Here is a 23,677-nt window from a genome sequence, read left to right as displayed (position 1 = left end):
TTCTCTATATCAAACATTTTGGCATTCAATCATACAAAGTTCCATACCACTATGTTACAATATACAAATAGAACTAGGAGGGATACTATGATTCGGAAAGCAACAAAGACAGATGCAAAGGCAATATCTCCTTTATTGTATAATGCTCTGCATGAAATTGCTGAAAAAATCACTGGTAGCACAGTTGAAGCAAATGTATTACTAGGACTTGAAAAATGGTTCGTAAAAGAAAATAATCGATTGAGCTATGAAAACTGTTTAGTGGCGGAACAAGATGGAAAGGTAGTTGGGGTTATTGTCGCTTATCACGGTAGTGACGCTCAACAACTTGATGCACCAATCATACGCCACTTAAGAGAACTACATGAAGATGAATCCATTACGTTAGAAAAAGAAGCTGAACTTGATGAGTATTATATTGACACGTTGTCAGTTTCAAATATGTACGGCGGACGTGGCATTGGCTCTAAGTTAATCGATGCAGCTGAACTTCATGCAGCTGAAACAGGTTATGAAAAAATCGCCTTACTTGTTAATTTAGAAAACAAGCGTGCTTTTTCACTGTATGAAAAACTAGGTTACAACAAAGATAAAACCGTAATGCTCGTTGGCGAACCTTATGCTCATCTAATAAAACCATTACGTACATTAGTTTCTATATCTTAAAAAAAAGCACACGATTTTATATAAAATCGTGTGCTTTTAAGTTAATTTTGTATTTAATACACTTCCATTCATCGCCTCATGGAACGTATACTTTGTATATCCCCACGGCTTCCGATGAAAAATAGGAGGTCCAGACCATCCCATCGCCCTCAGTTCCGCACCAATCATCGTATTAAAATAGCTATGTCCTACTATCGCGATTTTCCCGTGCACCATTGCATAGTGATGTAACATGTTAGCAGCTTCTTTTGCCCTTCCCCTTGCTTCCTTATACGACTCAACATCTTTATGATACCCAACCATCCATAAAGCACGTCCAATAAAAAACCAAGTCCCCGGCTTACATTTAAACCATTCTGGTGCAAAAAAACTCGACGGTACTTCTACTTCCCTAAAAAGAGAATTTTGCACAAAGGACAAAGAATTCATTAATTCCGCTGCTGACTGTACAGCACGTCTTTGATCACTCGATACAATTAAATTTGCCGATTCTACTGCCTCAATTGTTTCAATCGGTATGTTACATTCCCTACTCATACTATCTACATCATATCTCTTCAGCCATTCATGAAATGAAGTAATTGTCATCGGTTCTATAATACTATTCAAGCGACCATGACGAATAAAAGATATCCACATTCTTTTCACTCTCCATTCATCACTTACGAACTATATTATGTACTATTTCTTACATTCATCATAACATGCTGAAAATAAAAGTTACATATTGTTACATATCTCCGCCACTACTATGAGTAACTGAAGCATCTATTCCATCAAAATATGTATTCGTTTCATGTTGACGAATTTTCTTCAACTGTGTATAAGAAAATAAATATAAGAACAAAGCTATAAAGCTCCCCATAATTTCAAACATTATTTTACCGCTCCTATTTCCCCCTTATTAAACAGACCAACATCCATTTTCATTATAAAGATATAAACACTTTTTCTCCAGCATCATATGAAATATGGATATTATCTTATAAAATATGAATATTTTTCGACTTTTTCCTTTGAAAACATTTACAAAACAGGAAACATAGTTCAAAATAAAGGAAAATAAAAAATCCCAAATTATTCTTTTTTGGAAAAACTGTAACAAGGAGAGTTGCTTATGCAGATCGCAGAAACTGGAGATATCATCGAATTTAAAGGTGGAATGCAAGGCCGTGTTCAAAAGGTAAATCAAAACTCTGTTATTGTTGATATAACAATTATGGAGAATTTTAGAGAACTAGATATGGAACCTCTTACAGTTGTAAGTCATAAAAACTATACTGTCATTAATCAAAATGCATAATATAATAGAAAGAAAAGTCCTGTATAGTATACAGGACTTTTCTTTCTATTAACGATTATCAATCGTTTCCGGATATAGATCGTGGTTCATCATACGGTAATCTGCCATTTGTTCATACTTCGTTCCTGGTCGACCGTAGTTGCAATATGGATCAATTGAAATACCACCACGTGGTGTGAATTTGCCCCATACTTCAATGTAACGCGGATCCATTAATTTAATTAAATCATTCATAATTACATTCATACAATCTTCGTGGAAGTCACCGTGATTGCGGAAGCTAAATAAATATAACTTTAAAGATTTACTCTCTACCATTCTTTGTTCAGGAATGTAGCTAATATAAATTGTTGCAAAGTCTGGTTGTCCTGTTTTCGGGCATAAGCTTGTAAATTCAGGACAATTGAATTTTACAAAGTAATCACGGTTTGGATGGTTATTATCAAATACCTCTAAAATTTCTGGGCTATATTCAAATAAATATTTTGTATTTTGATTTCCTAATAATGTTACATCTTTTAAATCTTCATCTAATCTTCCTGCCATTTTAAACATCCCTTCTCTTTATACGCCTCGTTTATTTCCCCATACTAACGCATGAAGCTGCGGCAATACTTTCGCATCATTCATTTTTTTACAATTAACAGCTTTTTCAATAAGCCACTCATACTTATCTAATAATTTTTTAATAAGCATTGCATCATCCACTGTTTTCGTATCATCGTTCCCTACTTGTAAGAAAAATGGTACAGATGGATAACGTTCGTGCATCTTAACTGCATATTCAAAGTCGCGATCATCGAATACTACTACTTTTAAACTAATATCTTTTCCTGCTAGTTTCTGAATTACAGCATCTAACTTTTGATAATCTGTTTTCATTCCCGAACTTGGTGGTTTTGGCGAAATGGTTATCTCATCAATTTGAAGTAACCAATCTTGCCATTTACTCCCTTGTGTTTCTATCGCCGTTCGCATCCCATTCTCTTTTAATATAGAAAGAAGCGACTCAATATTTTTCAATAAAACAGGATTCCCACCCGAAATCGTAACATGAGAGAAATTTTCTCCTCCAATTTCAACAAGCTCATTCCAAATGTCTTCCGCTGGCATTTGTCTAATTTGATCTTTTGCCGATCCATCCCATGTAAAAGCAGAATCACACCAAGAACAGCTATAGTCACAGCCAGCAGTTCGAATAAACATAGTCTTTTGCCCGACAACCATGCCTTCTCCTTGAATAGTCGGACCGAATATTTCTAAGACAGGAATTTTACTCATCGAGCATCCACTCCCGTCTTACTTCCGCATAACTAGTTGGCGTCTCAAATAGACGAACAAATTCAACACGAGCTCCTTTATATTCGTTCACACGATTATCTTTCGTTAATGCTTCTGCCATCTTTTCATAAATCCAAACGACCATATTCTCAGCAGTCGTATTCATCGCTGGTAATGTTTCGTTTAAATAACGATGATCTAAATATATTTCAATTTCGTTTTTCCAAATTTCTTTTATATCTCCAAAGTCAATTGCAAGGCCTATTTCATTTACATATCCACTAATCCCAAATACAACTTTATATGTGTGACCATGTAAGTTTTTACATTTTCCTTCATAACAGTGTAAATGGTGCGCTGCATCAAATGTAAATTCCTTGCTGACCATTACTCTTTTATTATGATATTTGAGTTGTTTACGTTGAATATCCTTGTCCATTTTTTGCAAATTTTCTACGATGCGAAATCCAAAGAAATTATCCATTAGTTGTTCGCTCCTTCGCGTTCTTGTAAGTACGTATCTAATCCTGCTTTACGAAGTTGACATGCTGGACATTCACCGCAACCATCACCAATGATTCCGTTATAACATGTTAATGTTTTTTCTCTAACAAACTCGAATGCGCCAAGTTCATCAGATAATTTCCACGTGTCTGCTTTATCAATCCACATAAGTGGTGTATGAATGACAAATGGATAATCCATAGATAAATTTAATGTAACGTTTAACGATTTCACAAACACGTCACGGCAATCTGGATAACCACTAAAATCAGTTTCACATACACCCGTTACAATATGACGTGCCTCAACTTGTTTTGCTAATACAGCAGCAAATGATAAGAATAGTAAATTTCGTCCATCTACAAATGTCGATGGCAATTCACCTTCTTCATGTGTAATCTCCATATCCGTTCTCGTTAACGCATTTGGAGCAAGTTGATTTAATAGACTCATATCTAGTACCGTATGTTTAATTCCTAGCTCTTTCGCAATTTCCACTGCACAATCAATTTCTAATTTATGACGTTGATTGTAATTAAATGTTACAGCTTCTACTTCTGCAAACTGCTCTATTGCCCAAAATAAACATGTTGTACTATCTTGTCCACCACTAAAAACAACAACTGCTTTTTCTTTTTTCATTTCACTCATTCTCCTTCTCTACTACGAATAAGAAGAAAGAACGTTCTTGAACTGTCACAATAAAAAAACAAAACAATACCTAAGGATATTGTTGTTTCCATAGTTTTTTATAGAGGGAGTTCGCGAACCTCTCCCATGCGGTGCATGGAATTTCTTCTTTCATTGACAAAACATATTGTAACATATTGTATACTACCAGAAAAAATTTCTGATTTTTCCGCTATTTTATATTCCATTTCTTTCATTTTATAGTATGATTAATTTACTATTCGGAGAGAGGAGGCATCCCACTGAAACACTTTATTATTTACCTCTTTTTAAATATTTTATCCATTCTCGTTACAATGCTTATTTATCACTTATTTTGGAATCAAAAAGGGAAACGGTCTCCTAAATTAAATTCAGCTATATTTATTGTACTGTGTTGCCTCGCTACAATACTATGTATCACTTTTGCAGCAAAAACAAATAATGGTTTTCAATTTGATATGCGTCATATCGTATTAATTGTCGGTACATTGACAGGAGGGCCTATTGCTGGTGGTTCTATTTTAGCTGTATTAAACATATATCGCTTCTTATTAGGAGGAATAGGTGTTTTCCCATCCCTTATCGCTTCTATTGTTCTATTTATTGTTCTACTATTAACGTACAAATTTTTCAATCGAACTTCTAATCGTATAAAAATAGCACTTGCTATTATTTACAGTCTCACATATGGATTTAGCTGGATACCCTTCTTCCTTTCAGAAGTTACAAATAAGGTAGATTATATACCCCATATTATTGTGTATGAGTTATGTACGATGCTTGGTACGATCCTTATTTTATATTTACTACACATATTACAAACTCAGGTTCGTCTCCAAAATGAGCTTATGAACGCTGAGAAATTTCATTTAATCGGTGAAATGGCAGCTTCCATCTCGCACGAAATTCGCAATCCTTTAACTTCAACGAAAGGATTTTTACAACTATTGCAGTCTGATACATGTACCGAGCAAGAACGGAAATTATATATCGATATTGCCATTAATGGTATTGAGCAAGCAAATCATGTTCTCACAGACTATTTAACCTTTGCAAAACCGAGTATTGAAAAAGAACAAACACTACAACTCGAGGAAGAATTACTGCATGCACTATCTTTAATTACACCACTTGCCAATTTAACAAATGTCCGTACTCATTACATAAAGCAAAGTACTTCTTTCTTTATCGCTGGAGAGAAGCAAAAACTAAACCAATGCTTATTAAATATTTTAAAAAACTGCATTGAAGCTATGCCAAAAGGTGGCGATCTTTATTTCACATTAGTTCCTGATCATAAGCATATCCAGCTATATATAAAAGATACAGGAGTTGGCATGGATCAAGAACAGGTGAAGCGCCTCGGTTCTCCTTTCTATTCAACGAAAGAAAAAGGGACTGGTCTTGGAATGATGGTTGTATTCAGTGTTGTTCAAGCTATGAATGGAAAAATTGATATTATAAGTGAAAAAGGAATCGGTACAACCTTCTTATTAACCTTTCCACTCATACAAAAAACGTGATGAAATAATCATCACGTTTTTTCTGTTCCTTCAACTAATTCAGCAAAAGCTTTCACTTTTCCATGTGGTTTTTGATTCTCTTTACGTGCTTTCCAAGCACGCTCTTCTTCTCTCTTTTTCTTGGACATACTTTTCAACTCCTTCTTTTCTTTCTCCATGTAGTATTCCAAAGTAAGAAAGAAAACTATGCATGTATCAAAAAAGAAGTGGTTTCCCACTTCTTCCACTTTATCGCTGCAAAATTGCGTATTTCGCCTCTTTTAACTGTGTAAGATGTCTTTGTTCATGTAAATCAAGAAATTGAACCCACTGATACAAATTCAAATCATTAAAAACAGGATGCTTTAATCCATTTTCAACTAATTCTTTTTCATCTATGATACTATGAAGCGCATGTAATAGTTCTTGTCGTGAATGTTCTAGCAATTGAATTCCTTGCTGTTTTTTCATTAAAGTTTCTGTTGGTTGCATTTGCTGAGGAGCTTCTCTTTTATGTGTGCGATCAAGCGTAAGTTGGAGGTCTTTAAATGGAGTCGCATTTCTTTCATTTTTGTGTAGAGCATATACAAGGGCAGATGTGACAGATTGTTCAACTAAATGTAAGTGATGTAAAATTTGAATAATACTCCATTTATCACGGCGTGGCTTTACATTCACTTCTGTATCATTTAACATTTCAATTTCTGATAATAGCGTGCTTCGGGTAGACTGCAATAAGTTCACCAAACTTTCTAAACTCACATCCATATTAGATTGAAGCATACTTCTTTCCCCCCTTTTTGTTGGTGAAAAGAGGTGCTCCTTATTAGAAACACCTCTTTAGTATTCTGAATTTTCTTTTATTATCTCATCATTTTCCCATTATGTCGATGTTAAACATGTGAAAAAAAGCGCATGTTTTTTACAATTTTGTGTCGTCAATCGCATGTAACCATGCTTCAATTTCTGTAATGACACTTTTCACACAACCTTCAGCAAATGGTGATGTTAAATTTGCCACTTCTACTAATTCTAAGAATGATTTACTTCCACCTTGTTGGCAAAGGTTCACATAATCTTCCCATGCCTCTTGTCTATTATCTCTTGCGCGCTTCCAAAATTGCAGTGCACAAATTTGAGCTAACGTGTAGTCAATATAGTAGAACGGCGAGCTATAAATATGCCCCTGACGTTGCCAGAAGCCACCGCGCTCTAAATAATCATTATCTTCATAATCACGATGCGGTAAATATTTCTTCTCTATGTTACGCCATGCTGTCTTACGCTCTGCTGGTGATGCTTCTGGATTTTCATATACATAATGTTGGTATTCGTCGACAGATACACCATATGGTAAAAACAGAAGTGCTGAACTTAAGTGTGAGAAATAATATTTATCTGCATCTTCTTCAAAGAATAGTTTCATCCATGGCCATGTAAAGAATTCCATACTCATAGAATGAATCTCACACGCTTCATATGTTGGCCAATTATATTCTGGAATTTCAAATTTACGACTTTCATATACTTGGAAAGCATGACCAGCTTCATGTGTTAATACATCAATGTCACCAGATGTTCCATTGAAGTTTGAGAAAATAAATGGCGCTTTATAATTTTCGATATATGTACAATATCCGCCACCAGCTTTTCCTTTTTTCGCAACTAAGTCTAATAAATCATTATCTAACATGAAATTGAAAAATTCATCTGTTTCAGCTGATAACTCTTTATACATCGTTTTCCCATGATTAATAATCCAATCTGCATCTCCTTTTGGAGTTGGATTACCTGTAGCAAATTCAAAGTTTTCATCGTAATATGCTAGCTTTTCTACACCGATACGTGCTTTTTGTCTCTTTCTTAATTCCGTTGTAACTGGAACGATATAATCAAGTACTTGCTGACGATAATTCGCAACCATCTCCGCATTGTAATCTGTACGATACATTCTTGCATATCCTAGTTCAACAAAGTTTTTGAAACCTAAAGATTTCGCAATTTTCGTTCTTACTTTAACAAGCTCATCATAAATACGATCTAGTTCTTCCTCATTTCCAGCTAAAAATCCGTAGTATGCTTCACTTGCTGATTTACGTTCACTTCTTTCTTTTCCTTGCATAAATGGAATCAGTTGCGATAATGTTCTTTCTTCTCCCGCAAAGTCAATTTTTGCAGATGCTAACAACTGTGTATATTGTGAAGACAATTTATTCTCTAATTGTAAATCTTTCACGATTTCATCTGAATATGTTTTTAAATCACATTCTGCTAGAGCGAATAATTGCTTTCCGTAATAGGCTTCTAATTCTTCACGAAATGGAGAACTAATTAACGCCTTATAATATTTTGTTCCATATCCTTGTACAACTGGAGAGTATTCATCAAAGAAATCTTGCTCCTCCTTATAAAAAGCATCTGTCGTATCAACAGAATGACGAATGTAACAAAGATTCCCCATTGTACCAAAATCATTGCGAATTTCATTAATTGAATTGATAACTTGTTTTTGTTCTTCTACAGTTTTTGTGTTATCAAATTTCTCTAAAGCAACAGTAAATTTCTCTTTTAATTCTTCAATATTTGGCCGTTTATATTCATAGTCTTTAAATGACATGAACGAGCCTCCTCTCCATTATGTATACCTTTACTATAATTCAATACTTCTTCCCAAATCCCCTCTTAGTTTTCAACAAAATTCGGCAGCTGCCATCTTACTTACTTATATGCAAAAAAGCCTTGGATTTTTTATCCAAAGCTCCTTTGGAACATAGTATCACTTTTCATACTTTCCAATTTTTTTCAACAAATCAAGTAATTCATCCTTTTCATCCTTCGTTAACATTTCAAAAGACTGATGTATAACTTGCTCATGCCCCGGAAAAATAGAAGCAATAAAACTCTCCCCAGACTCCGTTAATTGCGCATAAATAACACGTCTGTCATTCGGACATGGGATTCTCTTTACTAATCCCTTTTTTTCCAGCTTATCTACAACATATGTAATGCTGCCACTAGCTATTAAAATGCGCTCACCAATTTGCTGAAGTGGTTGACCACCTTTATGATATAGCAGTTCTAATACAGCAAATTCAGTTGGATTTAACCCGTTACTTTGTATAGATTTATTTGTAGTATCCATAACAGAACGGTGTACACGAGATAATGCAATAAATACTTTTAAAGATTGAGAAATATCTTCTCGTTCATTATTTGATGTCATACAACTTTCAACCCTTCACTTAAATTCTCAGCAATAAAAAGAAAATACAGCTTAATACTTCATGTGAGTTCCGAATGAGCATTCACTCATCCATTTCTTCTCCCCTAATATATTACGAATCATTCTTGAATAAAAACATGACAATTTTAACATAGTTTATATATAATGATAATAAAAAAAGAAGGAGTACCACATTTGAAAGTCAAATTCCAAAGCATAGTTTTATATATATTGCTTGTTATCCTACCAACGATAGTGATTGGTGCTACATTTTATTCCTATCATACGTATAAAATGAAGCAGGAAAACAAAACATCTGCTCATACGGTTCTCTTTTTATATAGAGACTATTTAGATCATCACCTTGGTGAAGCAATTTCTGCCTTAGAAATGCTTGCAAAAGTCGTAGGTACCGAGACTGGTAACATAAATGGGATTAAACAAATTGTGCATGATACAGATGGAAACGATGCGCGCTTTTCTGGTCTATATTACGTTACACCAGAAGGAATCATTACCATCGCATCAGAAAGCGAATCAAGACCTGTAGACGTCTCAGACCGCAAGTATATTCAAGACGCATTACAAACTAAGAAAACAACTGTATCATCCGTCATTACAGATCGCGTCCTTGGACATCAAGCTATTATAATCGCTTCCCCAATATTTAACAAACAGAAGGAACTCTCAGGCTTATTGTTAGCAAGTTTACGCTTTGACTACATTTCATCTTCTTTAAATGCTATTAAACCACAATACCATTTCGAAGTAACTGATAAACATGATGTAGTTTTTCTAACTGATGACAATAATGAAACAAGCGATGCGCATTCTAATATGCTCACTACCCCACTCCAAAGGTTAAATTGGAAGGTCTCTGTTTCTCCATTACCTATCCACAAGCAAACTTTATACCAATGGGTTGCAATAGAATGTATAGCTACTTTATTTTTAATGTCTATCTTATTTTTACTCGCTCAATATATGTTATTAAAACGGCAAACAAAGCTGGAAAGACAACAAAATGAACTGCAAAAAATTGAATTGGTTGGAACTTTTGCAGCGAGTACAGCCCACGAAATCCGCAATCCTCTTACGGGAATTAAAGGACTCGTTGCGCTATTAAAAGAAAAATATAAAGATGAACAGGATCAGTTTTACTTTTCCATCATCGAACAAGAAATAGAGAGAATTAATGAAATTGTAAGTGAATTTCTTATTCTTGGAAAGCCAACTGCTATCATTGAACAAACATATGATGTGAGAACTATTCTAAATGAGGTAGCATTGATTATTCAATCTGAGGCGAATCTACATAACATTGTATTCCATCTACATTTGCCAGACCATCCTGTTCATATCCGTTGCTCAAAAGACCATATGAAACAAGTGGTTTTAAACATTACAAAAAATGCAATTGAAGCCATGACTTCTAGTGACACACTAACCATTGTCGTAACAGACAATGAAACACACGCACAATTGCAAATTATTGATACTGGAAAAGGTATTCCAAAACATATTCAAAAACACCTCTTTCATCCGTTCTTTACTAATAAAGATACTGGAACAGGTCTTGGACTTGTCATATGTAAACGAATTGTAGAGATGTACGATGGGCATATTTTTATTGACAGTAAAGAAAACAAAGGAACGACAGTTCATATCGAAATACCGTTACATAAAGTATAATTATCCTTATCACAAAAGGGTAATTATACTTATTTCATAAAACCCGCCACAAGCATTCGCCAAAAATTATTCGATTTTCCTTCATATCCGATTTGGAAAATAGGTACCTTTATAATGGAAAACCATTTTGGTGTTTGTTTTTCTTTATAGCGCTGGTATTGTAAAATAAGCTTGTCCAATTCTTGACTAACTTGAATTGTTTCCCTACTAGTTAACCCGCTTGTTAATCCTAGTTGAATCATTTCTTCACGCTTCATATGAATATCACGTGAAAGCTTTTCTAATGTGTACTTCCTTTTTACAGTAAACATCCATATCCCCCTTATTATTCTTCCATGCTCTCAACTTCACTTCACTATTGACCTTTTACCTGCTTAATCATATTCAAATTTGAAGAATCAGAAAATTAAACATTTTCTCCCTGTAATTTACAAATCTTTACCCTCACTTTGAGAATTATTACAAATTATTCTATCTTTGTAAATACATTCGCAATAATAGACATTTTTTTCATCTTCTTTTTTTACAAATACCAATTAAATAGCGGTTTCTCTATTTACCATATACTTTTCTTCGACATTTTTTGTTTAATTTATATAAAAAAGCAAAACATAATGATGATTGATAAAGTGAAACTTTAATCAGTGGGGGGGTTTTGTTCATCCCCCACTGATTATTAGCACTCACCAATCGGGCGTTTACGAGCAGTGGATCTTCCCCCTAACTTCTTTGCTCCAGCCGAATTTTGAGGTGGGAATCTTACTGCCCGCAAATAGCGGGATAAAATAGAGAGGAAATATTTATATGCGCAAATATACGATTGCATTGCTCATTTTTACTATGTTCTTACCATCCTTCTTGTTTCCGATTCAAGCCAATGCCCATACAAATAAAGTAGCTATTGTCATTGATGACTTCGGAAATAATATGAAGGGAACTGATAAAATGTTATCACTTCCCATTCCACTGACTGTTGCTGTTATGCCTTTCCTTCCTTCTACAAAAGAAGATGCAATAGCAGCCCATAAAAAAGGCCATGAAGTTATTATACATATGCCAATGGAACCTATTAAAGGTAAAAAAGAATGGCTTGGACCAAAAGCACTTACAACTGATTTAAGCGATGAAGAAATAAACAACCGACTCGAACAAGCGATTAAAGAAGTACCGCATGCAATTGGAATGAACAATCATATGGGATCAAAAGTAACAGCTGACGAAAGAATTGTACGTCTTATACTTACAGCTTGTAAAAAACACGGTTTATTTTATTTAGATAGCAAAACAAACCCTAATAGTGTCGTCCCACAAATCGGAAAAGAATTAGGGGTGCCTATTATTGAAAACCAACTATTTTTTGATGATGTTTATACAGCAGGACATATTTCAAAACAAGCTCAATTACTTATCAAAAAAATTCAAGAAAAACCAATTATGGTAGCTATCGGACACGTTGGGCCTCCAGGTGAAATTACATCACGTGTTATAGAAACCTCTATTCCCAAAATTCGCGAGCATGCAGACTTTATTTTTTTGTCTGATTTAGCATTATCTCCACCTGCTGTTTCAAAATAAAGTGAAACTTTAATTAGTGGGGCATTCACCACTAATTATTAGCCCTCACCAATCGGGCGTTTACGGGCGGCGGTGCTCACAAAAATAGTGGGAGACAATTCATCACTTACACGAAAAAAAGGTACCACTCTACATATAGCAGATTGGTACCTTTCCTTTTCACTTAAATATAATCTACATGACTCACTCTGAATCCTTTTTTTTCTATTTTTTCGATTAATTTCTTTAATCTTTTTTCATCTAACTCATCTGATATATTTACGATAATACGGCGAATATATTGATCACCGTTATCTAGCGTAAACAACCCACCGATATTATATGCTTTTAACAATGTCCCAAGCTCTTTAATCGTTCCCTTACAATCTTGTGTTGCAATTGTTAATATATAACCACCCGTCCGCATACCGAATGAGTCTTCAATAACATCAAATACATTGGAATGTGTTAAGATACCAACAAATTCATTATAATCATTTAGCACCGCTAAAAATGGGAGACGACGAATCACATAAAAAGCTCTGAAGAAAGAATCCTTTTCAAAAATAAATGCAGAGGAATTTTCTAACATATCTCCTGTACTTACATGCTTTAATCCGCTATTACACTTCTTTTCTAATAAATCTACTTTATAAATAATCCCCATGAATAGCTTCTCATCTTCTGCTAATACAGGGATTGCTCGAAATCCCGTTTCATTCATAATTTGTAATGCTTTTTCACCAGTATCATTTATCTTGCAATAAGTCACCTGCTGTTTTGGCAGAAAATGATATTTAACTCGCAAAATATGTTCCTCCTTACATGTCAACATGTAATCTATATATAATAAGGAGACCTATATTTTATGAGTAAAATTATTTTTAAAACGCTTTCATTTATTTATGGAATTGTAACAACATCGCAAACATTTTTATATAACAGAGCTCTTCGCACCTTTTATCATTAACAACTTTACATGATAGTTCATTAAATATTCTATACCCTCTAGCCATTTTTTCGCTTCTTCTGGCGTTTTCCCCCACACAATCATGCCGTAATTATGAACGAGAACTACTCCTCCACCTTCAATAAAATTCGGAACATTACTTTCTAACAAATCAGCAAATTTCTTTTCATCTTCTACAATTGGAATTGTCATTTCTGTTATACCTTCTTTTCCAAAAACACGTTCCACGCTACGTTTATCGAATGTTACTTCTCTTTCTTCTCCGTATAACTCTGATATTAAATGGCTATCTACAGTCTGTACTTGTAAAATACATTCCGCACTGCTTTTTTTATAAATATCCGCATGCATAAATGACTCTGCCGCTGGTTTTTCCTCGTTTTCAAACACTGGCTCACACATGCAATTGACAACAATAAAATCCTCTTCTGAAAACAATCCTTTATCTCTTCCCTCGACATTCACTAAAAATGTTAATGGCTCTTTTGACGTACATAACGATAAACTAATTTTTGTACCATAAAACCAATCACGAAGTGCCAATTCAGATTTCACATCTTTTAATTCATTCCATTTCTTCAGAAAAAATAACATTTCGTCACCCCCGTCGTAATATTTATATAATGTTCGAATCCTTTCTATGTAAAAGGAATATTTTTTGATTATTCTAAAAATTTAATTGAATTATCACATGAGAATGCTTTTTTGTCAATATGATTTCAACGCTCCTCGTAAAAATAGGCTACTCACATACCAATCCCGCCGTCCATGTCCTACTTCATTTTACAATAAAAAATACGTTATTCTTCTAATGAAAGAATAACGTATTTTTCTCATTTGCTTTAAGTTCGTAAAGAATGACGGATCTTTTATCTTCGCATTCGCAACTGTTAAAAATTTAAAATGCGGCATATATTTCAATGCACGATAATCAATAATCTCATTCGTATTTAAAAACAAGTCCTTTACTTGCAATAACTCTTCTTTCGTAATTGGTGTATTTAAATCTTTTCTATTACATACTTTTTTATTAACAAATTCTCTTAATTATTTATCTGTTATCATATTTTGGCTATCCACTTGATTCTTTGTTTCCGTATAGCATGAATTAGAGTTATCATCTGCTTTCTCTGTTTCTTTGTCGCCTAATGTTGCTACTACTAGCGCCTTAATATAATTTTTTCAAAATAAAATTCCCTTATATTGATAACTGCAATATTACATGTAAAATATGTTTCTAGCGATACACAATAAAAATCCCTTTATTCAAAGGGATTTTTTACCTATCGTATGAAGAATTTCACTTTTTTCTTTCTCATTAATAAAACCAATTTTTTGTAAAATATTTGCATACAATACAAGTTTATTATATATGCGTTCTGACATATTCCCCCTTCTTTCCTTCAGCCAACTTTTTTTATATTGGTAAATTATATGAAGGAAATGAGAAAATGTGTCCACTTTTTGCATGAATGCAAACCTTTTATTTCATTACTGCTTTCACTTTATTTAACACACTGTCCATTGAATATTATGCTTCTTAACTTCTTCTTCAAAACTATATGGCATTTTCTTATCACAAATAACATGTTGAATACGAGAAAATCCTGCTATTCTATAATTCCCTTTTACACCTACTTTTGTATGGTCGCATAAAATATATGTTTTCTCAGCTAATTTCATCATCGCTTCCGACAGTTTTGCTTTTTCTAATTCAAAACTGGAAACGCCAAAACTAGGTAATAACCCATCAATCGAAACAAACGCTTTATGAAAATGAAATTGATGAATCACTTGCTGAGAAATAGATCCTGATACACGCGAATGCTTTGGTGATACTTTTCCACCAATAAATAAAACTTCACCGTGAAACATCTTTTTATTAATAGAAGAGATTAATTGTGTCGCTACTGGAAAAGAACTCGTAACAATCGTTAAATTTTTTCGATGAACAAGATATGGAACCATCTGAAGTGGTGTACTTCCGTCATCAATTGCAATGACATCACCATCTTCTACAAATGTTGCTGCTTTATAACCAATTCTTTTCTTCTCTTCTATATGTAGCATTTCTCTTTCTAACATCGGCGCCTCTATCCCGGCACCTGGAAGTTGAACAGCTCCACCATACACTTTCTTCAACTTTTTTTCACGATCTAACTCTTCTAAATATCGACGAATTGTTTCTGTTGATACAGCGAATTCTCTCGCTAATTCTGAAACCTTTACTTTTCCTTTAAACTCTACTTTTTCAAGAATAGTCCGCTTTCTTTCTTCTCCTACTACAGACATAGCTTCACCCCATTTGTATCTACCTCATAAAGTTCCTTGCTTATACAAAATTATAATTTTCTTTGTAAGTAGAAACCTCTTCATGAATATAAATGCCGCGCTTTTCTAGTTCATCAAAAACAAGTTGTGGATTTTCGAAAGCTTCTTCAGGCGTAACAACACCCATTTTATTTACATTCCCATTTGCAATTAACTCGGTAGCAATTCCAAATGGAATACCGACGTTTCTCGTATAAGCTCTTAAATTTTCCCATCCTACAATAGATCCATCAGATAACGGATGTGTATGATATAATACATGTCTCTGTTTCTCATTATTTTTCATACCTACTACTTCTACATGAAGTGCATAACCGTATACTTCCGTCTCTTGACCTTCTTTCGATTGTAATAAATACTGCGAAATACAATCCATAATGCCAATTTCTTTCCCGTTTATTTCAATTTGATCATTACGCAATATGCCGTAATCATATAAAGCACGTACGAGCTGCATATTTTTCTTTGGCCAAGTTCCTCTCGTCTCTATCAGTTTGACACCTTTATTTTCTAGTGCCTTTGCTAACGTAATCGTTTCAGAATGCGGAATGATATACTGCATTGTTTTACCATAAGGCGCTGGCAATTCAATTTCTCTTGGTCGCGCAAAAGGAGGTACTTGCTTAAACTTACCATCTTCATATACTGTACGCGATGGTAAATTTGGATCATATTCATATGTCGTTGTTTCTGTAATTGATGCAGAAAAAGCAATTGGACGATACGAACCGTGACTTACACGAACATACTCTACAGTATCTAGCTGATTTGCTGCATGCATGGCCATCATTTGCGTTACACCTGGTGTCATACCAAATCCGGGTAAACATGTTTTTTCATTTTGAACAAATATAGCATGTGATTCATTTTCTTCACCAAATCCATTCAAATTCACACCGTGACACCCAGCTTCCGCAATACAACGAGTAGACAATCCATTTAACTTTATCGTCGTACCATCCATTACAATGTCATAGCCTTTCATTTTTGCAACTGTATCCTCATGATTTGTCACATCGACTTTCACAAAATCAACACGAGGATCGTTGAGCCATTCTACTACTTTACGACCTTCTTCTTCGTTAAAATCGGCTACTGTAATCGTCTCAAAAGATGAAAATTGAACTAAATCCAAAATCGCTTCACGACAAATTTTACCTGCTCCACCTAAGCAAAATACTTTCAACCTATAACAACTCCTTTGGCGATACTATCAACTAAACGATTTATATCTTCCTCATGTACATCACCGATATTTCCAATACGGAACGTATCTACTTTCGAAATTTTCCCTGGATAAATTACAAATCCATACTTCTTTAACTCGTTATATAACTCCTGAAATTCAAATCCCTCTGGGTAAATAAACGATGTAATAATAGGAGATTGATATTTTTCATCTACTAATGACTTAAATCCAATTTCTTTCATTCTGTTGACCAATAATTTTTGATTGTTATAATATCGATTGCAACGTGCTCTTACTCCGCCCTCTTTTTCTAGTTCAAGCAAGGCTTGATAAAAAGCGTGTACAACATGCGTAGGTGAAGTAAAACGCCATTTCCCATCTTGCTCTTCCATCGTTTCCCATTGATCATATAAATCAAGAGATAAAGAGCGTGCTTGCCCTTTACACTTTAGTAATTCCTCACGATTTGCGATAACAAAACCAAATCCAGGAACACCTTGAATACATTTATTCGCACTACTAATTAAAAAATCAATTTGCAAATCAGCAATGTCTATTTCAATCCCGCCGAAACTACTCATTGCATCAACAATTGTAACCTTCTCGTATCGCTTTCCTAATTTACATACATCTACAATTGGATTAATAATACCTGTAGTTGTTTCACAATGAACTACTGCAATATGAGTAATCTCTTTATCTTCTTGCAATAACTTTTCTACTTCTGCAATATTAGTAGGTTCCCACTCTTCTGTTTGACTCACGACCACATTTATATGTAACATCTCTGCCATTTGCACAATCCTCTTACCGTATGCACCATTTGCACAAACAAGAAGCTTTCCATTTTTAGGAACGACAGAACCAATCACTGCTTCAACTGAAAACGTACCGCTTCCTTGCATTAAAACCGTTGTATATTTCTCTTCTTCTTTCGTTGCTAACGATACAAGTTTAGCTCTTACATCTTGCACCATTGTGTTATATTCAACATCCCATGTACACCAATCGTATAGCATAACTTCTTTTACCGTTTTTGTTGTCGTCAATGGTCCTGGCGTTAATAATAAGTAGTGATTTCCATTCATGATCCTTTGCCCCTTTTATGAAATAATAAGTTCTTGTTTCTCGATATGTTCAATTACGTTCTCGAGTTCTTGCATCGTTTCAATCGTAAAATGAGCTCCGTTTTCAACGAAACGATTACGAACTACTTCCATCTTTTCATGAAGTTCTACCGGATCCATAGTTTCAACTTCCCACTCGCTTAAGCCGAGCTCGCTACTACCGAGAATTACGCCAACAGTCCACATCCCAGCATTTCTGCCCTCGTTCATATCTGACACCGTGTCTCCCACTTTTATCATATGATTCATCGGATACACACCAAGTTCCATCGCATTTTTATAACACATCCACGGGTACGGACGACCTGCTGGAACATCATCTGGCGTCACAAGAAAATCAGGTTTATACCCTTGTAATTTTGCTTCTTTTGCAACAATATCCATCATTTCTCTCGTATAGCCAGTTGTTGAGCCAATTTTAATGCCTCTTTTACGTAATGAAGCCATCACTTCTCTTATCCCATCAATTGGCGTGGCATAGTTTGGCAGAATAGCAAAGAGAATTTCTTCAAATTCTTTATACATCTCATGAATGTCTGCTTCTGTTGGTAATTGTCCGAAAACACGCTTCCACTCATTCGCAATACGAGGCATTTCTGTTAGTGCTCTTACATGATCTATTTTTAATAATCCCATTGGCTTACGTGCTTCTTCTGCTGTAACTTCAACACCACGTTTATGAAAAATTTTCATGAATACTTCCAGTGGTGCAAAACAACCGTAATCAACTGTCGTACCTGCCCAATCAAAAATAACTGCTTCTATTTTCATTCTATCCATCACCCTTCTTATTTATCTCGCTGTTCGCCAGGCAGTAAGACTCCCCCTCGTAAAGAAGTTAGGCGGGAATCATGCTGCCTTAAAAGTCCGATTGGTTCAACTATTAATCAGCGGGGGATGCCCCCACTGATTAAAGTTTCACTTTATCTTTGTTGCCATTTTGACGTTCGGTTACGAAGTGCTTTCGTTCCCCATTCATATACAACTCTTACTACAATATTAGTAACAACAACAAGTACACTCATCGCAGCTGCTGGTGCCACATTTCCTGCATCATCCATATTTACAATTGACACAGCAGCTAGTTTAAAATCAGCTGCGTATAGGAATACAACTGCCGAGACAGTCACCATGGAATTTACGAAATAGTACATTACCATTTCTAAAATGGCTGGTAGACACATCGGTACCGTAACTCGAAAGAATGTTTTATAAAACGGGATCCCCATCGACTGTGAAACTAGTTCAAACTCTCGATCTAATTTCTTTAAAGCTGTCGTTGCCGTAACAAATGTTACAGAATAAAAATGAATGATATTAACTAGTACTAACACAGCAATTGTTCCGTATAGAGAATGAAACGGGTTCGTTACGGAAAGTCCAAATATTTGTATTGTTGGTTGACTAAAGAAGAAAACGTAGCCTAACCCAAGTACTAAACCTGGTATTGCTAAAGGTACGATAGAGAAAAAGTAACCTGTTTTTCGGAAAAATTGTAGCTGGTCTATTTTCTCAATTGCATACGCGAACACAAATGTTAAAATTGCCCCAATAACCGCTGTAACCGCTGAAACAATTACACTATTTTTAAACGCTTCAAGTCCATCTCCCGTTAAACTTGAAAAATTAAAATGCTCAAATGTAAAACTCATATTATACGGCCATACTTTTACACTTGCAGCAATACCAACTGCAACGAATAAAAGAATAATCATAAGCGTTATTACGCTACAATATACGAACGAAATAACATCTCTTTTCTTATTATTTATTATTCTGTAAGGTACTGCTTTTGAAGATAAAAAATTCGCCTGTTTTCTTTGCGTAATACGATCAACTGCAAAAGCAAAGATAGCTGGGATTAATAAAATCATTCCGACAGTTGCCCCCATTGGCATATTTTGCTGTCCAATTACTTGTTTATATACGTCAGTAGCAAGCACATTATATTGTCCTCCTACAATTTTTGGCGCCCCAAAATCAGTGAAACTAAGTGTAAATACAACGAACATTGCACTAATTAATCCGTACTTTACACTAGGTAAAGTAACAGTAAGAAACTGCTTTGTTTTACTCGCTCCTAACATATTAGAAGCTTCATATAAACGATAGTCAGATCCTTGAAAAGCAATTAATAAAATAAGGAATGCTTGCGGAAATGTATACATAACTTCAGCCATTACAATTCCTACCGGTCCATATAAAGGGATTTGTATACCTTCAAATAAACCAAACATTCCTTTCGTTACTAGCCCCTGATTACCAAATAAATATGTAAGTGCTATACCGTGCATCATCGTTGGCGCGAATAATGGTAATAACGCTACGTACTGAAATATGCGCTTTCCAAAAACATTCGTACGAGCGATCGCATATGCGTAAATGAAAGCGAGTGTAACGGAAATAATTGTTGTCGCGCCCGAAATCCATATCGTATTTTGTAATGATTGAACTAAAGTTGATGTTGTGAAATATTTACTGAAATTCGCAACACCAACGAAAGCTCCATCTTTATCGTAAAAGGCTTGTGTAAACAATTGTAATAAAGGCAATACAAGTATGATAAGAAATGAAAGAAGCATACCGATAATTACTAGTCTCTGTATCCACTCTTCTTTACCGATACGTCTCTTAATCTTTTTTTTCGTATTTTCTACCTGATAATTTTCTAACATCTCCATCTATACAATGACCTTCTTTCCATATGACAACATATGATTTTCTGAGAAAGAGATTTGAATTTGCTTTCCTTTCCTAATAGAAGTTGCTTCTACTTCTGATGCCAATATATCCACTACGATTTTCTCGTTATAAAGGTGTGTTTTCTCTTCTATGACCCGCACTTCCGTCCGGTATACAGCCCCCCGGAATTCCATGCTTTCTACAACAGTTTTCATACCATTATTGTGCACAACTGTTACATGTTCAGGACGAATTGCGTGTTCTTCATTATTTTTCGAAAAGAAATTAATAGAACCAATAAAATCTGCCACAAACGGATTGGCTGGTCTTTGGTAAATCTCCTCTGGTGTTCCAATCTGCATAATTTCCGCATGATTCATTACAACAATTTTATCAGCCATCGTTAATGCCTCTTCTTGATCATGCGTTACCATAATAGTTGTTACTCCGACTTTTTCTTGCAAATCACGCATTTCTCTACGCAACTTTTCACGCACTTTTGCATCTAAAGCAGATAACGGCTCATCTAGTAACAAAATATCGGGAGACAGAGCGAGCGCACGTGCAAGTGCTACTCGCTGCTGTTGTCCACCAGATATTTGAGCAGGATATTTATCTTTTACATTCAGTAAGTCAACAAGTTCTAACGCCAATAGCGCTTTCTCTTTTACTTCTGCTTTTTCATATTTTTTTGTCTTTAAGCCGTATTCAATGTTTTCAAGCGCCGTTAAATTCGGAAATAATGCATACGATTGAAAAACCATTCCGAAGTTCCGCTTACCAGGCGGCAATGCTGTAATATCTTTTCCATTCACAGCTATACTACCTGTTGTCGCTTCTTCTAACCCTGCTAAAATGCGAAGCAACGTCGTTTTCCCACAACCACTCGGGCCTAATAAACAAACAAACTCATTTTTTTTCACTGTAAAAGAAATATCTTTTAACGCTGTAAATGTATCAAACTGTTTTTGAATGTGTTGAATTGATAAATATTCGCTCATTTTTCTCTCTCCCACTCACTTACTTTTTCGGTTCTGCTTTTTGACCAAACTCTTTTTCCCAACGCTCTAAAATTTTGTCGCGATTTTCTGCTGCCCATTTAAAGTCATTCTTTTTGTATAACTTTTCTGTCACATCTTTCGGGAATCCATCTGGAAGTTTATAGTTATTTTTAATTGTCGCAAATCCATTTTTCTCGAAGTATAACTTCATTACATCATCTGTAATTGCCCAGTCTAAAAACGCTTGTGCTAATTTATCATTTTTCGCATTATCTTTCTTAATAAGTGCATTCGCTTCTACTTCCCAGCCTAGTCCTTCTTTCGGCAGTACAACTTCAACTGGTGCACCTTTTTGTTTCTCTTTTAAAGCGCTATAAACCATTGACACACCAACTGGATATTCACCTGCACCTGCTAATTTCGCTGGTTTTGAACCGGAATGCGTATAAGATGCCATATTATCATGAAGTTTTTTCATGTAATCCCAGCCCTTATCTTCACCCATAATTTGCAACCATGCAGAAACTGTTAAAAATCCTGTTCCAGAAGAAGCTGGATGTGGCATAACAAGTGTTCCTTTATATTCTGGTTTCGTTAAATCTTCATATGATTCTGGCATCGGTAAATTTTTCTTCTTTAATTCTTCTTTATTTACAGCAATCCCCGTCATAAACGCAGTATTACCTACCCATTTTTCAGGTTTCTTATCATCTTTAAATTGCGGAAGGACACGATCCGCTCCTTTTGGAGAGTATTCTTTTAACATATCTTTTTTCTCTAAAGCTAATAGACTAGACGCCGCAGTTCCCCACACAACATCTGCTTGTGTATTTTTTCCTTCAGCTAGCAATTTCGCTGTAATAACTCCTGTTGAATCACGAACAATGTTCAACTTCACATCCGGGTATTTCTTTTTGAAAGAATCAAGATAAATCGGTACAAGCTCTTCTTCAATCGCTGTATAAACAGTTAACGATCCAGATAATTTATCATCTTTCACTTTTGCTCCAGCACTTTCTTCTTTCTTTGCACCACACCCCATTAATAACGAAAATACCATTCCAGTTGCTACAGCTTTAAAGATTGTTTTTTTCACTGTCTCTCTCTCCTTTTACAAATCTTATGTACAACTCAAATATAAACAATTAGTGTAAAAGCAGTATTAAACCAACATTAATCTTTTGTTTGTTGTTTGTTTTTGTGTAATACGTTGCTACTTCTATGTTTTTTTACATTTTTCTGCTAATAGAAAATATTAAATTTACAAATAATTTAAAAAACCTTTATAATCCCACAAAAAAACGAGGCGTTTGTAAAAAACGCCTCATTTTTGTTTACCTTTTTTTGAATTTCGATTTGCATACTTTGCACTGTTTTCTCCTTCATACTCTAATGCAAATTCTGCATCTGGTAAGCTTTCTTTCGGAGTTTTATTATTGTTAATTGCTGCATTTTGTTTCACTTTTCTTTTTACCAATACGTTCACCTGCTCTCAAGAAATTACTTTCTACTCTAGTTTGGAGCAATCTGAAATAACTATTACTGGCAAGTGTTAACAAGTACATAAGAGCTTATAGATGGAAATACTACATACGAACAAACCTTTACAAAAAGGAGCGATTACTTTGAAAGAGAAAGAAACAATCCAATCGCCAATTTTAGACGAGACGCTCCCTCATCAAATGAACTTCCCTTCTTTTAAAGGAACAGGAAAAAAGATGCAACAACCTTTTGTAAATCAATATGATGTTGTAATTGGAGACAGTAAATACAATTCCGAGAACAGCCCCTTAAACAATTGGAGTGATGAGGTAGACCCTGCCATTATGGCTGGGGATGAATGGATCCATCCTACAAATGATATCGGGTGGATTGCAGAAGAAAATCAAGAATTACTTAAAAAAGAAGTTGATAATAAAAACGACGCTTTTATGCATCCCCAATTCGGAATTAACGATTAAAAAAACCATTCTACCTAAC

27 protein-coding genes, 1 pseudogene and 1 riboswitch are annotated in these 23,677 nt (G+C 34.8%); of the genes and pseudogenes, 6 read left to right on the top strand and 22 right to left on the bottom strand.

Annotated elements, in window-relative coordinates; genetic code table 11:
* Positions 1 to 87 precede the first annotated feature (87 nt).
* On the top strand, positions 88 to 666 hold the full coding sequence (locus tag MHB70_RS05820; protein WP_000619577.1) for a GNAT family N-acetyltransferase: 579 nt from the start codon (positions 88 to 90) through the stop codon (positions 664 to 666).
* Positions 667 to 702: 36 nt separating this feature from the next.
* Here the strand turns inward: MHB70_RS05820 and MHB70_RS05815 are convergent, their stop codons facing one another.
* On the bottom strand, positions 703 to 1,305 hold the full coding sequence (locus tag MHB70_RS05815; RefSeq protein WP_061530712.1) for a histidine phosphatase family protein: 603 nt from the start codon (positions 1,303 to 1,305) through the stop codon (positions 703 to 705).
* Positions 1,306 to 1,396: 91 nt separating this feature from the next.
* Positions 1,397 to 1,543, bottom strand: a complete 147-nt coding sequence (locus MHB70_RS05810; RefSeq protein ID WP_000461689.1) for a hypothetical protein — start codon at positions 1,541 to 1,543, stop codon at positions 1,397 to 1,399.
* Positions 1,544 to 1,783: 240 nt separating this feature from the next.
* Here MHB70_RS05810 and MHB70_RS05805 point away from each other — a divergent pair, with 240 nt between their 5' ends.
* Positions 1,784 to 1,969, top strand: a complete 186-nt coding sequence (locus tag MHB70_RS05805) for a YkvS family protein (RefSeq protein ID WP_001165081.1) — start codon at positions 1,784 to 1,786, stop codon at positions 1,967 to 1,969.
* A gap of 48 nt (positions 1,970 to 2,017) precedes the next feature.
* Here MHB70_RS05805 and queF read toward each other — a convergent pair whose 3' ends face one another.
* The 4 genes from queF to queC are packed head-to-tail and all read right to left on the bottom strand — an operon-like array spanning position 2,018 to position 4,396.
* On the bottom strand, positions 2,018 to 2,515 hold the full coding sequence (gene queF, locus MHB70_RS05800; protein ID WP_000918895.1) for a preQ(1) synthase: 498 nt from the start codon (positions 2,513 to 2,515) through the stop codon (positions 2,018 to 2,020).
* A gap of 18 nt (positions 2,516 to 2,533) precedes the next feature.
* Positions 2,534 to 3,250 (bottom strand): 7-carboxy-7-deazaguanine synthase QueE, encoded by a 717-nt coding sequence (queE, locus tag MHB70_RS05795; protein WP_000036310.1) that lies wholly within the window; start codon positions 3,248 to 3,250, stop codon positions 2,534 to 2,536.
* Positions 3,243 to 3,734, bottom strand: coding sequence for a 6-carboxytetrahydropterin synthase QueD (gene queD, locus MHB70_RS05790; RefSeq protein ID WP_000368413.1), 492 nt, complete (start codon positions 3,732 to 3,734; stop codon positions 3,243 to 3,245). The genes queE and queD overlap by 8 nt, the downstream gene beginning before the upstream one ends.
* A complete protein-coding gene (gene queC, locus MHB70_RS05785; protein ID WP_000711602.1) occupies positions 3,734 to 4,396 on the bottom strand; it encodes a 7-cyano-7-deazaguanine synthase QueC in 663 nt (220 codons plus the stop codon). Before queC ends, queD begins: the two co-directional genes overlap by 1 nt.
* 93 nt (positions 4,397 to 4,489) lie before the next feature.
* Positions 4,490 to 4,533: riboswitch (PreQ1 riboswitch) on the bottom strand.
* Between the two features lie 207 nt (positions 4,534 to 4,740).
* On the opposite strand from queC, the gene kinB reads away from it, so the two are divergent.
* The gene (kinB, locus tag MHB70_RS05780) at positions 4,741 to 5,949 is read left to right on the top strand and encodes a sporulation sensor histidine kinase KinB (RefSeq protein ID WP_002038243.1); all 1,209 of its coding nucleotides are present in this window, start codon (positions 4,741 to 4,743) and stop codon (positions 5,947 to 5,949) included.
* An 11-nt stretch (positions 5,950 to 5,960) separates the two neighbouring features.
* Here the strand turns inward: kinB and MHB70_RS05775 are convergent, their stop codons facing one another.
* From MHB70_RS05775 to MHB70_RS05760, 4 genes are all read right to left on the bottom strand, one after another.
* Complete coding sequence (locus MHB70_RS05775; protein WP_000038354.1) at positions 5,961 to 6,077, bottom strand: DUF6254 family protein; 117 nt, start codon at positions 6,075 to 6,077, stop codon at positions 5,961 to 5,963.
* Positions 6,078 to 6,177: 100 nt separating this feature from the next.
* Positions 6,178 to 6,711 carry a DinB family protein gene (locus tag MHB70_RS05770; protein ID WP_061530713.1) on the bottom strand — a complete coding sequence of 178 codons (534 nt, stop codon included), beginning with the start codon at positions 6,709 to 6,711 and terminating at the stop codon, positions 6,178 to 6,180.
* Between the two features lie 139 nt (positions 6,712 to 6,850).
* The gene (locus tag MHB70_RS05765) at positions 6,851 to 8,545 is read right to left on the bottom strand and encodes a M3 family oligoendopeptidase (RefSeq protein WP_000008590.1); all 1,695 of its coding nucleotides are present in this window, start codon (positions 8,543 to 8,545) and stop codon (positions 6,851 to 6,853) included.
* A 159-nt stretch (positions 8,546 to 8,704) separates the two neighbouring features.
* The gene (locus tag MHB70_RS05760; RefSeq protein WP_000203343.1) at positions 8,705 to 9,151 is read right to left on the bottom strand and encodes a MarR family winged helix-turn-helix transcriptional regulator; all 447 of its coding nucleotides are present in this window, start codon (positions 9,149 to 9,151) and stop codon (positions 8,705 to 8,707) included.
* Positions 9,152 to 9,346: 195 nt separating this feature from the next.
* Between MHB70_RS05760 and MHB70_RS05755 the strand changes: the two genes are divergently transcribed.
* Positions 9,347 to 10,843, top strand: a complete 1,497-nt coding sequence (locus tag MHB70_RS05755) for a DUF3149 domain-containing protein (protein WP_000865077.1) — start codon at positions 9,347 to 9,349, stop codon at positions 10,841 to 10,843.
* Between the two features lie 29 nt (positions 10,844 to 10,872).
* Here MHB70_RS05755 and MHB70_RS05750 read toward each other — a convergent pair whose 3' ends face one another.
* Positions 10,873 to 11,154, bottom strand: coding sequence for an aspartyl-phosphate phosphatase Spo0E family protein (locus MHB70_RS05750; protein ID WP_000495542.1), 282 nt, complete (start codon positions 11,152 to 11,154; stop codon positions 10,873 to 10,875).
* Positions 11,155 to 11,647: 493 nt separating this feature from the next.
* Here MHB70_RS05750 and MHB70_RS05745 point away from each other — a divergent pair, with 493 nt between their 5' ends.
* Positions 11,648 to 12,418: a divergent polysaccharide deacetylase family protein gene (locus tag MHB70_RS05745; protein ID WP_001234113.1), complete on the top strand. Its 771-nt coding sequence runs from the start codon at positions 11,648 to 11,650 to the stop codon at positions 12,416 to 12,418.
* A 163-nt stretch (positions 12,419 to 12,581) separates the two neighbouring features.
* Here MHB70_RS05745 and cbpA read toward each other — a convergent pair whose 3' ends face one another.
* The 11 genes and pseudogenes from cbpA to MHB70_RS05690 all read right to left on the bottom strand — a co-directional run bounded on the left by cbpA (position 12,582) and on the right by MHB70_RS05690 (position 23,174).
* Positions 12,582 to 13,205 (bottom strand): cyclic di-AMP binding protein CbpA, encoded by a 624-nt coding sequence (gene cbpA / locus MHB70_RS05740; protein ID WP_001264228.1) that lies wholly within the window; start codon positions 13,203 to 13,205, stop codon positions 12,582 to 12,584.
* A gap of 126 nt (positions 13,206 to 13,331) precedes the next feature.
* Positions 13,332 to 13,961: a class II aldolase/adducin family protein gene (locus MHB70_RS05735; protein WP_000895994.1), complete on the bottom strand. Its 630-nt coding sequence runs from the start codon at positions 13,959 to 13,961 to the stop codon at positions 13,332 to 13,334.
* 231 nt (positions 13,962 to 14,192) lie between these two features.
* Positions 14,193 to 14,519 (bottom strand): annotated as a pseudogene (locus tag MHB70_RS05730) (NEAT domain-containing leucine-rich repeat protein); the annotation flags it as partial.
* 357 nt (positions 14,520 to 14,876) lie between these two features.
* Complete coding sequence (locus tag MHB70_RS05725; RefSeq protein WP_000117656.1) at positions 14,877 to 15,659, bottom strand: DeoR/GlpR family DNA-binding transcription regulator; 783 nt, start codon at positions 15,657 to 15,659, stop codon at positions 14,877 to 14,879.
* Positions 15,660 to 15,699: 40 nt separating this feature from the next.
* A complete protein-coding gene (locus MHB70_RS05720; protein WP_000862167.1) occupies positions 15,700 to 16,884 on the bottom strand; it encodes a saccharopine dehydrogenase family protein in 1,185 nt (394 codons plus the stop codon).
* Entirely contained in the window at positions 16,881 to 17,975 is a 1,095-nt protein-coding gene (gene phnW / locus MHB70_RS05715; protein ID WP_001014011.1) for a 2-aminoethylphosphonate--pyruvate transaminase, read from the bottom strand. Before phnW ends, MHB70_RS05720 begins: the two co-directional genes overlap by 4 nt.
* 15 nt (positions 17,976 to 17,990) lie before the next feature.
* The gene (phnX, locus tag MHB70_RS05710) at positions 17,991 to 18,785 is read right to left on the bottom strand and encodes a phosphonoacetaldehyde hydrolase (protein ID WP_000687390.1); all 795 of its coding nucleotides are present in this window, start codon (positions 18,783 to 18,785) and stop codon (positions 17,991 to 17,993) included.
* Between the two features lie 152 nt (positions 18,786 to 18,937).
* The gene (locus MHB70_RS05705) at positions 18,938 to 20,695 is read right to left on the bottom strand and encodes a putative 2-aminoethylphosphonate ABC transporter permease subunit (RefSeq protein WP_000425539.1); all 1,758 of its coding nucleotides are present in this window, start codon (positions 20,693 to 20,695) and stop codon (positions 18,938 to 18,940) included.
* Positions 20,696 to 21,697: a putative 2-aminoethylphosphonate ABC transporter ATP-binding protein gene (locus MHB70_RS05700; protein WP_000006203.1), complete on the bottom strand. Its 1,002-nt coding sequence runs from the start codon at positions 21,695 to 21,697 to the stop codon at positions 20,696 to 20,698.
* Between the two features lie 19 nt (positions 21,698 to 21,716).
* Entirely contained in the window at positions 21,717 to 22,793 is a 1,077-nt protein-coding gene (locus tag MHB70_RS05695) for a putative 2-aminoethylphosphonate ABC transporter substrate-binding protein (RefSeq protein WP_000750904.1), read from the bottom strand.
* Between the two features lie 228 nt (positions 22,794 to 23,021).
* On the bottom strand, positions 23,022 to 23,174 hold the full coding sequence (locus MHB70_RS05690) for a hypothetical protein (protein WP_000240799.1): 153 nt from the start codon (positions 23,172 to 23,174) through the stop codon (positions 23,022 to 23,024).
* Between the two features lie 100 nt (positions 23,175 to 23,274).
* Here MHB70_RS05690 and MHB70_RS05685 point away from each other — a divergent pair, with 100 nt between their 5' ends.
* Positions 23,275 to 23,658, top strand: a complete 384-nt coding sequence (locus MHB70_RS05685; protein WP_000404293.1) for a DUF3905 domain-containing protein — start codon at positions 23,275 to 23,277, stop codon at positions 23,656 to 23,658.
* The last annotated feature ends 19 nt before the right edge of the window (positions 23,659 to 23,677 follow it).

It is taken from the genome of Bacillus sp. FSL M7-1020 (assembly GCF_038050415.1).
GTDB lineage: Bacteria > Bacillota > Bacilli > Bacillales > Bacillaceae_G > Bacillus_A > Bacillus_A toyonensis.
This window is presented reverse-complemented; position numbering and strand designations above follow the sequence as displayed.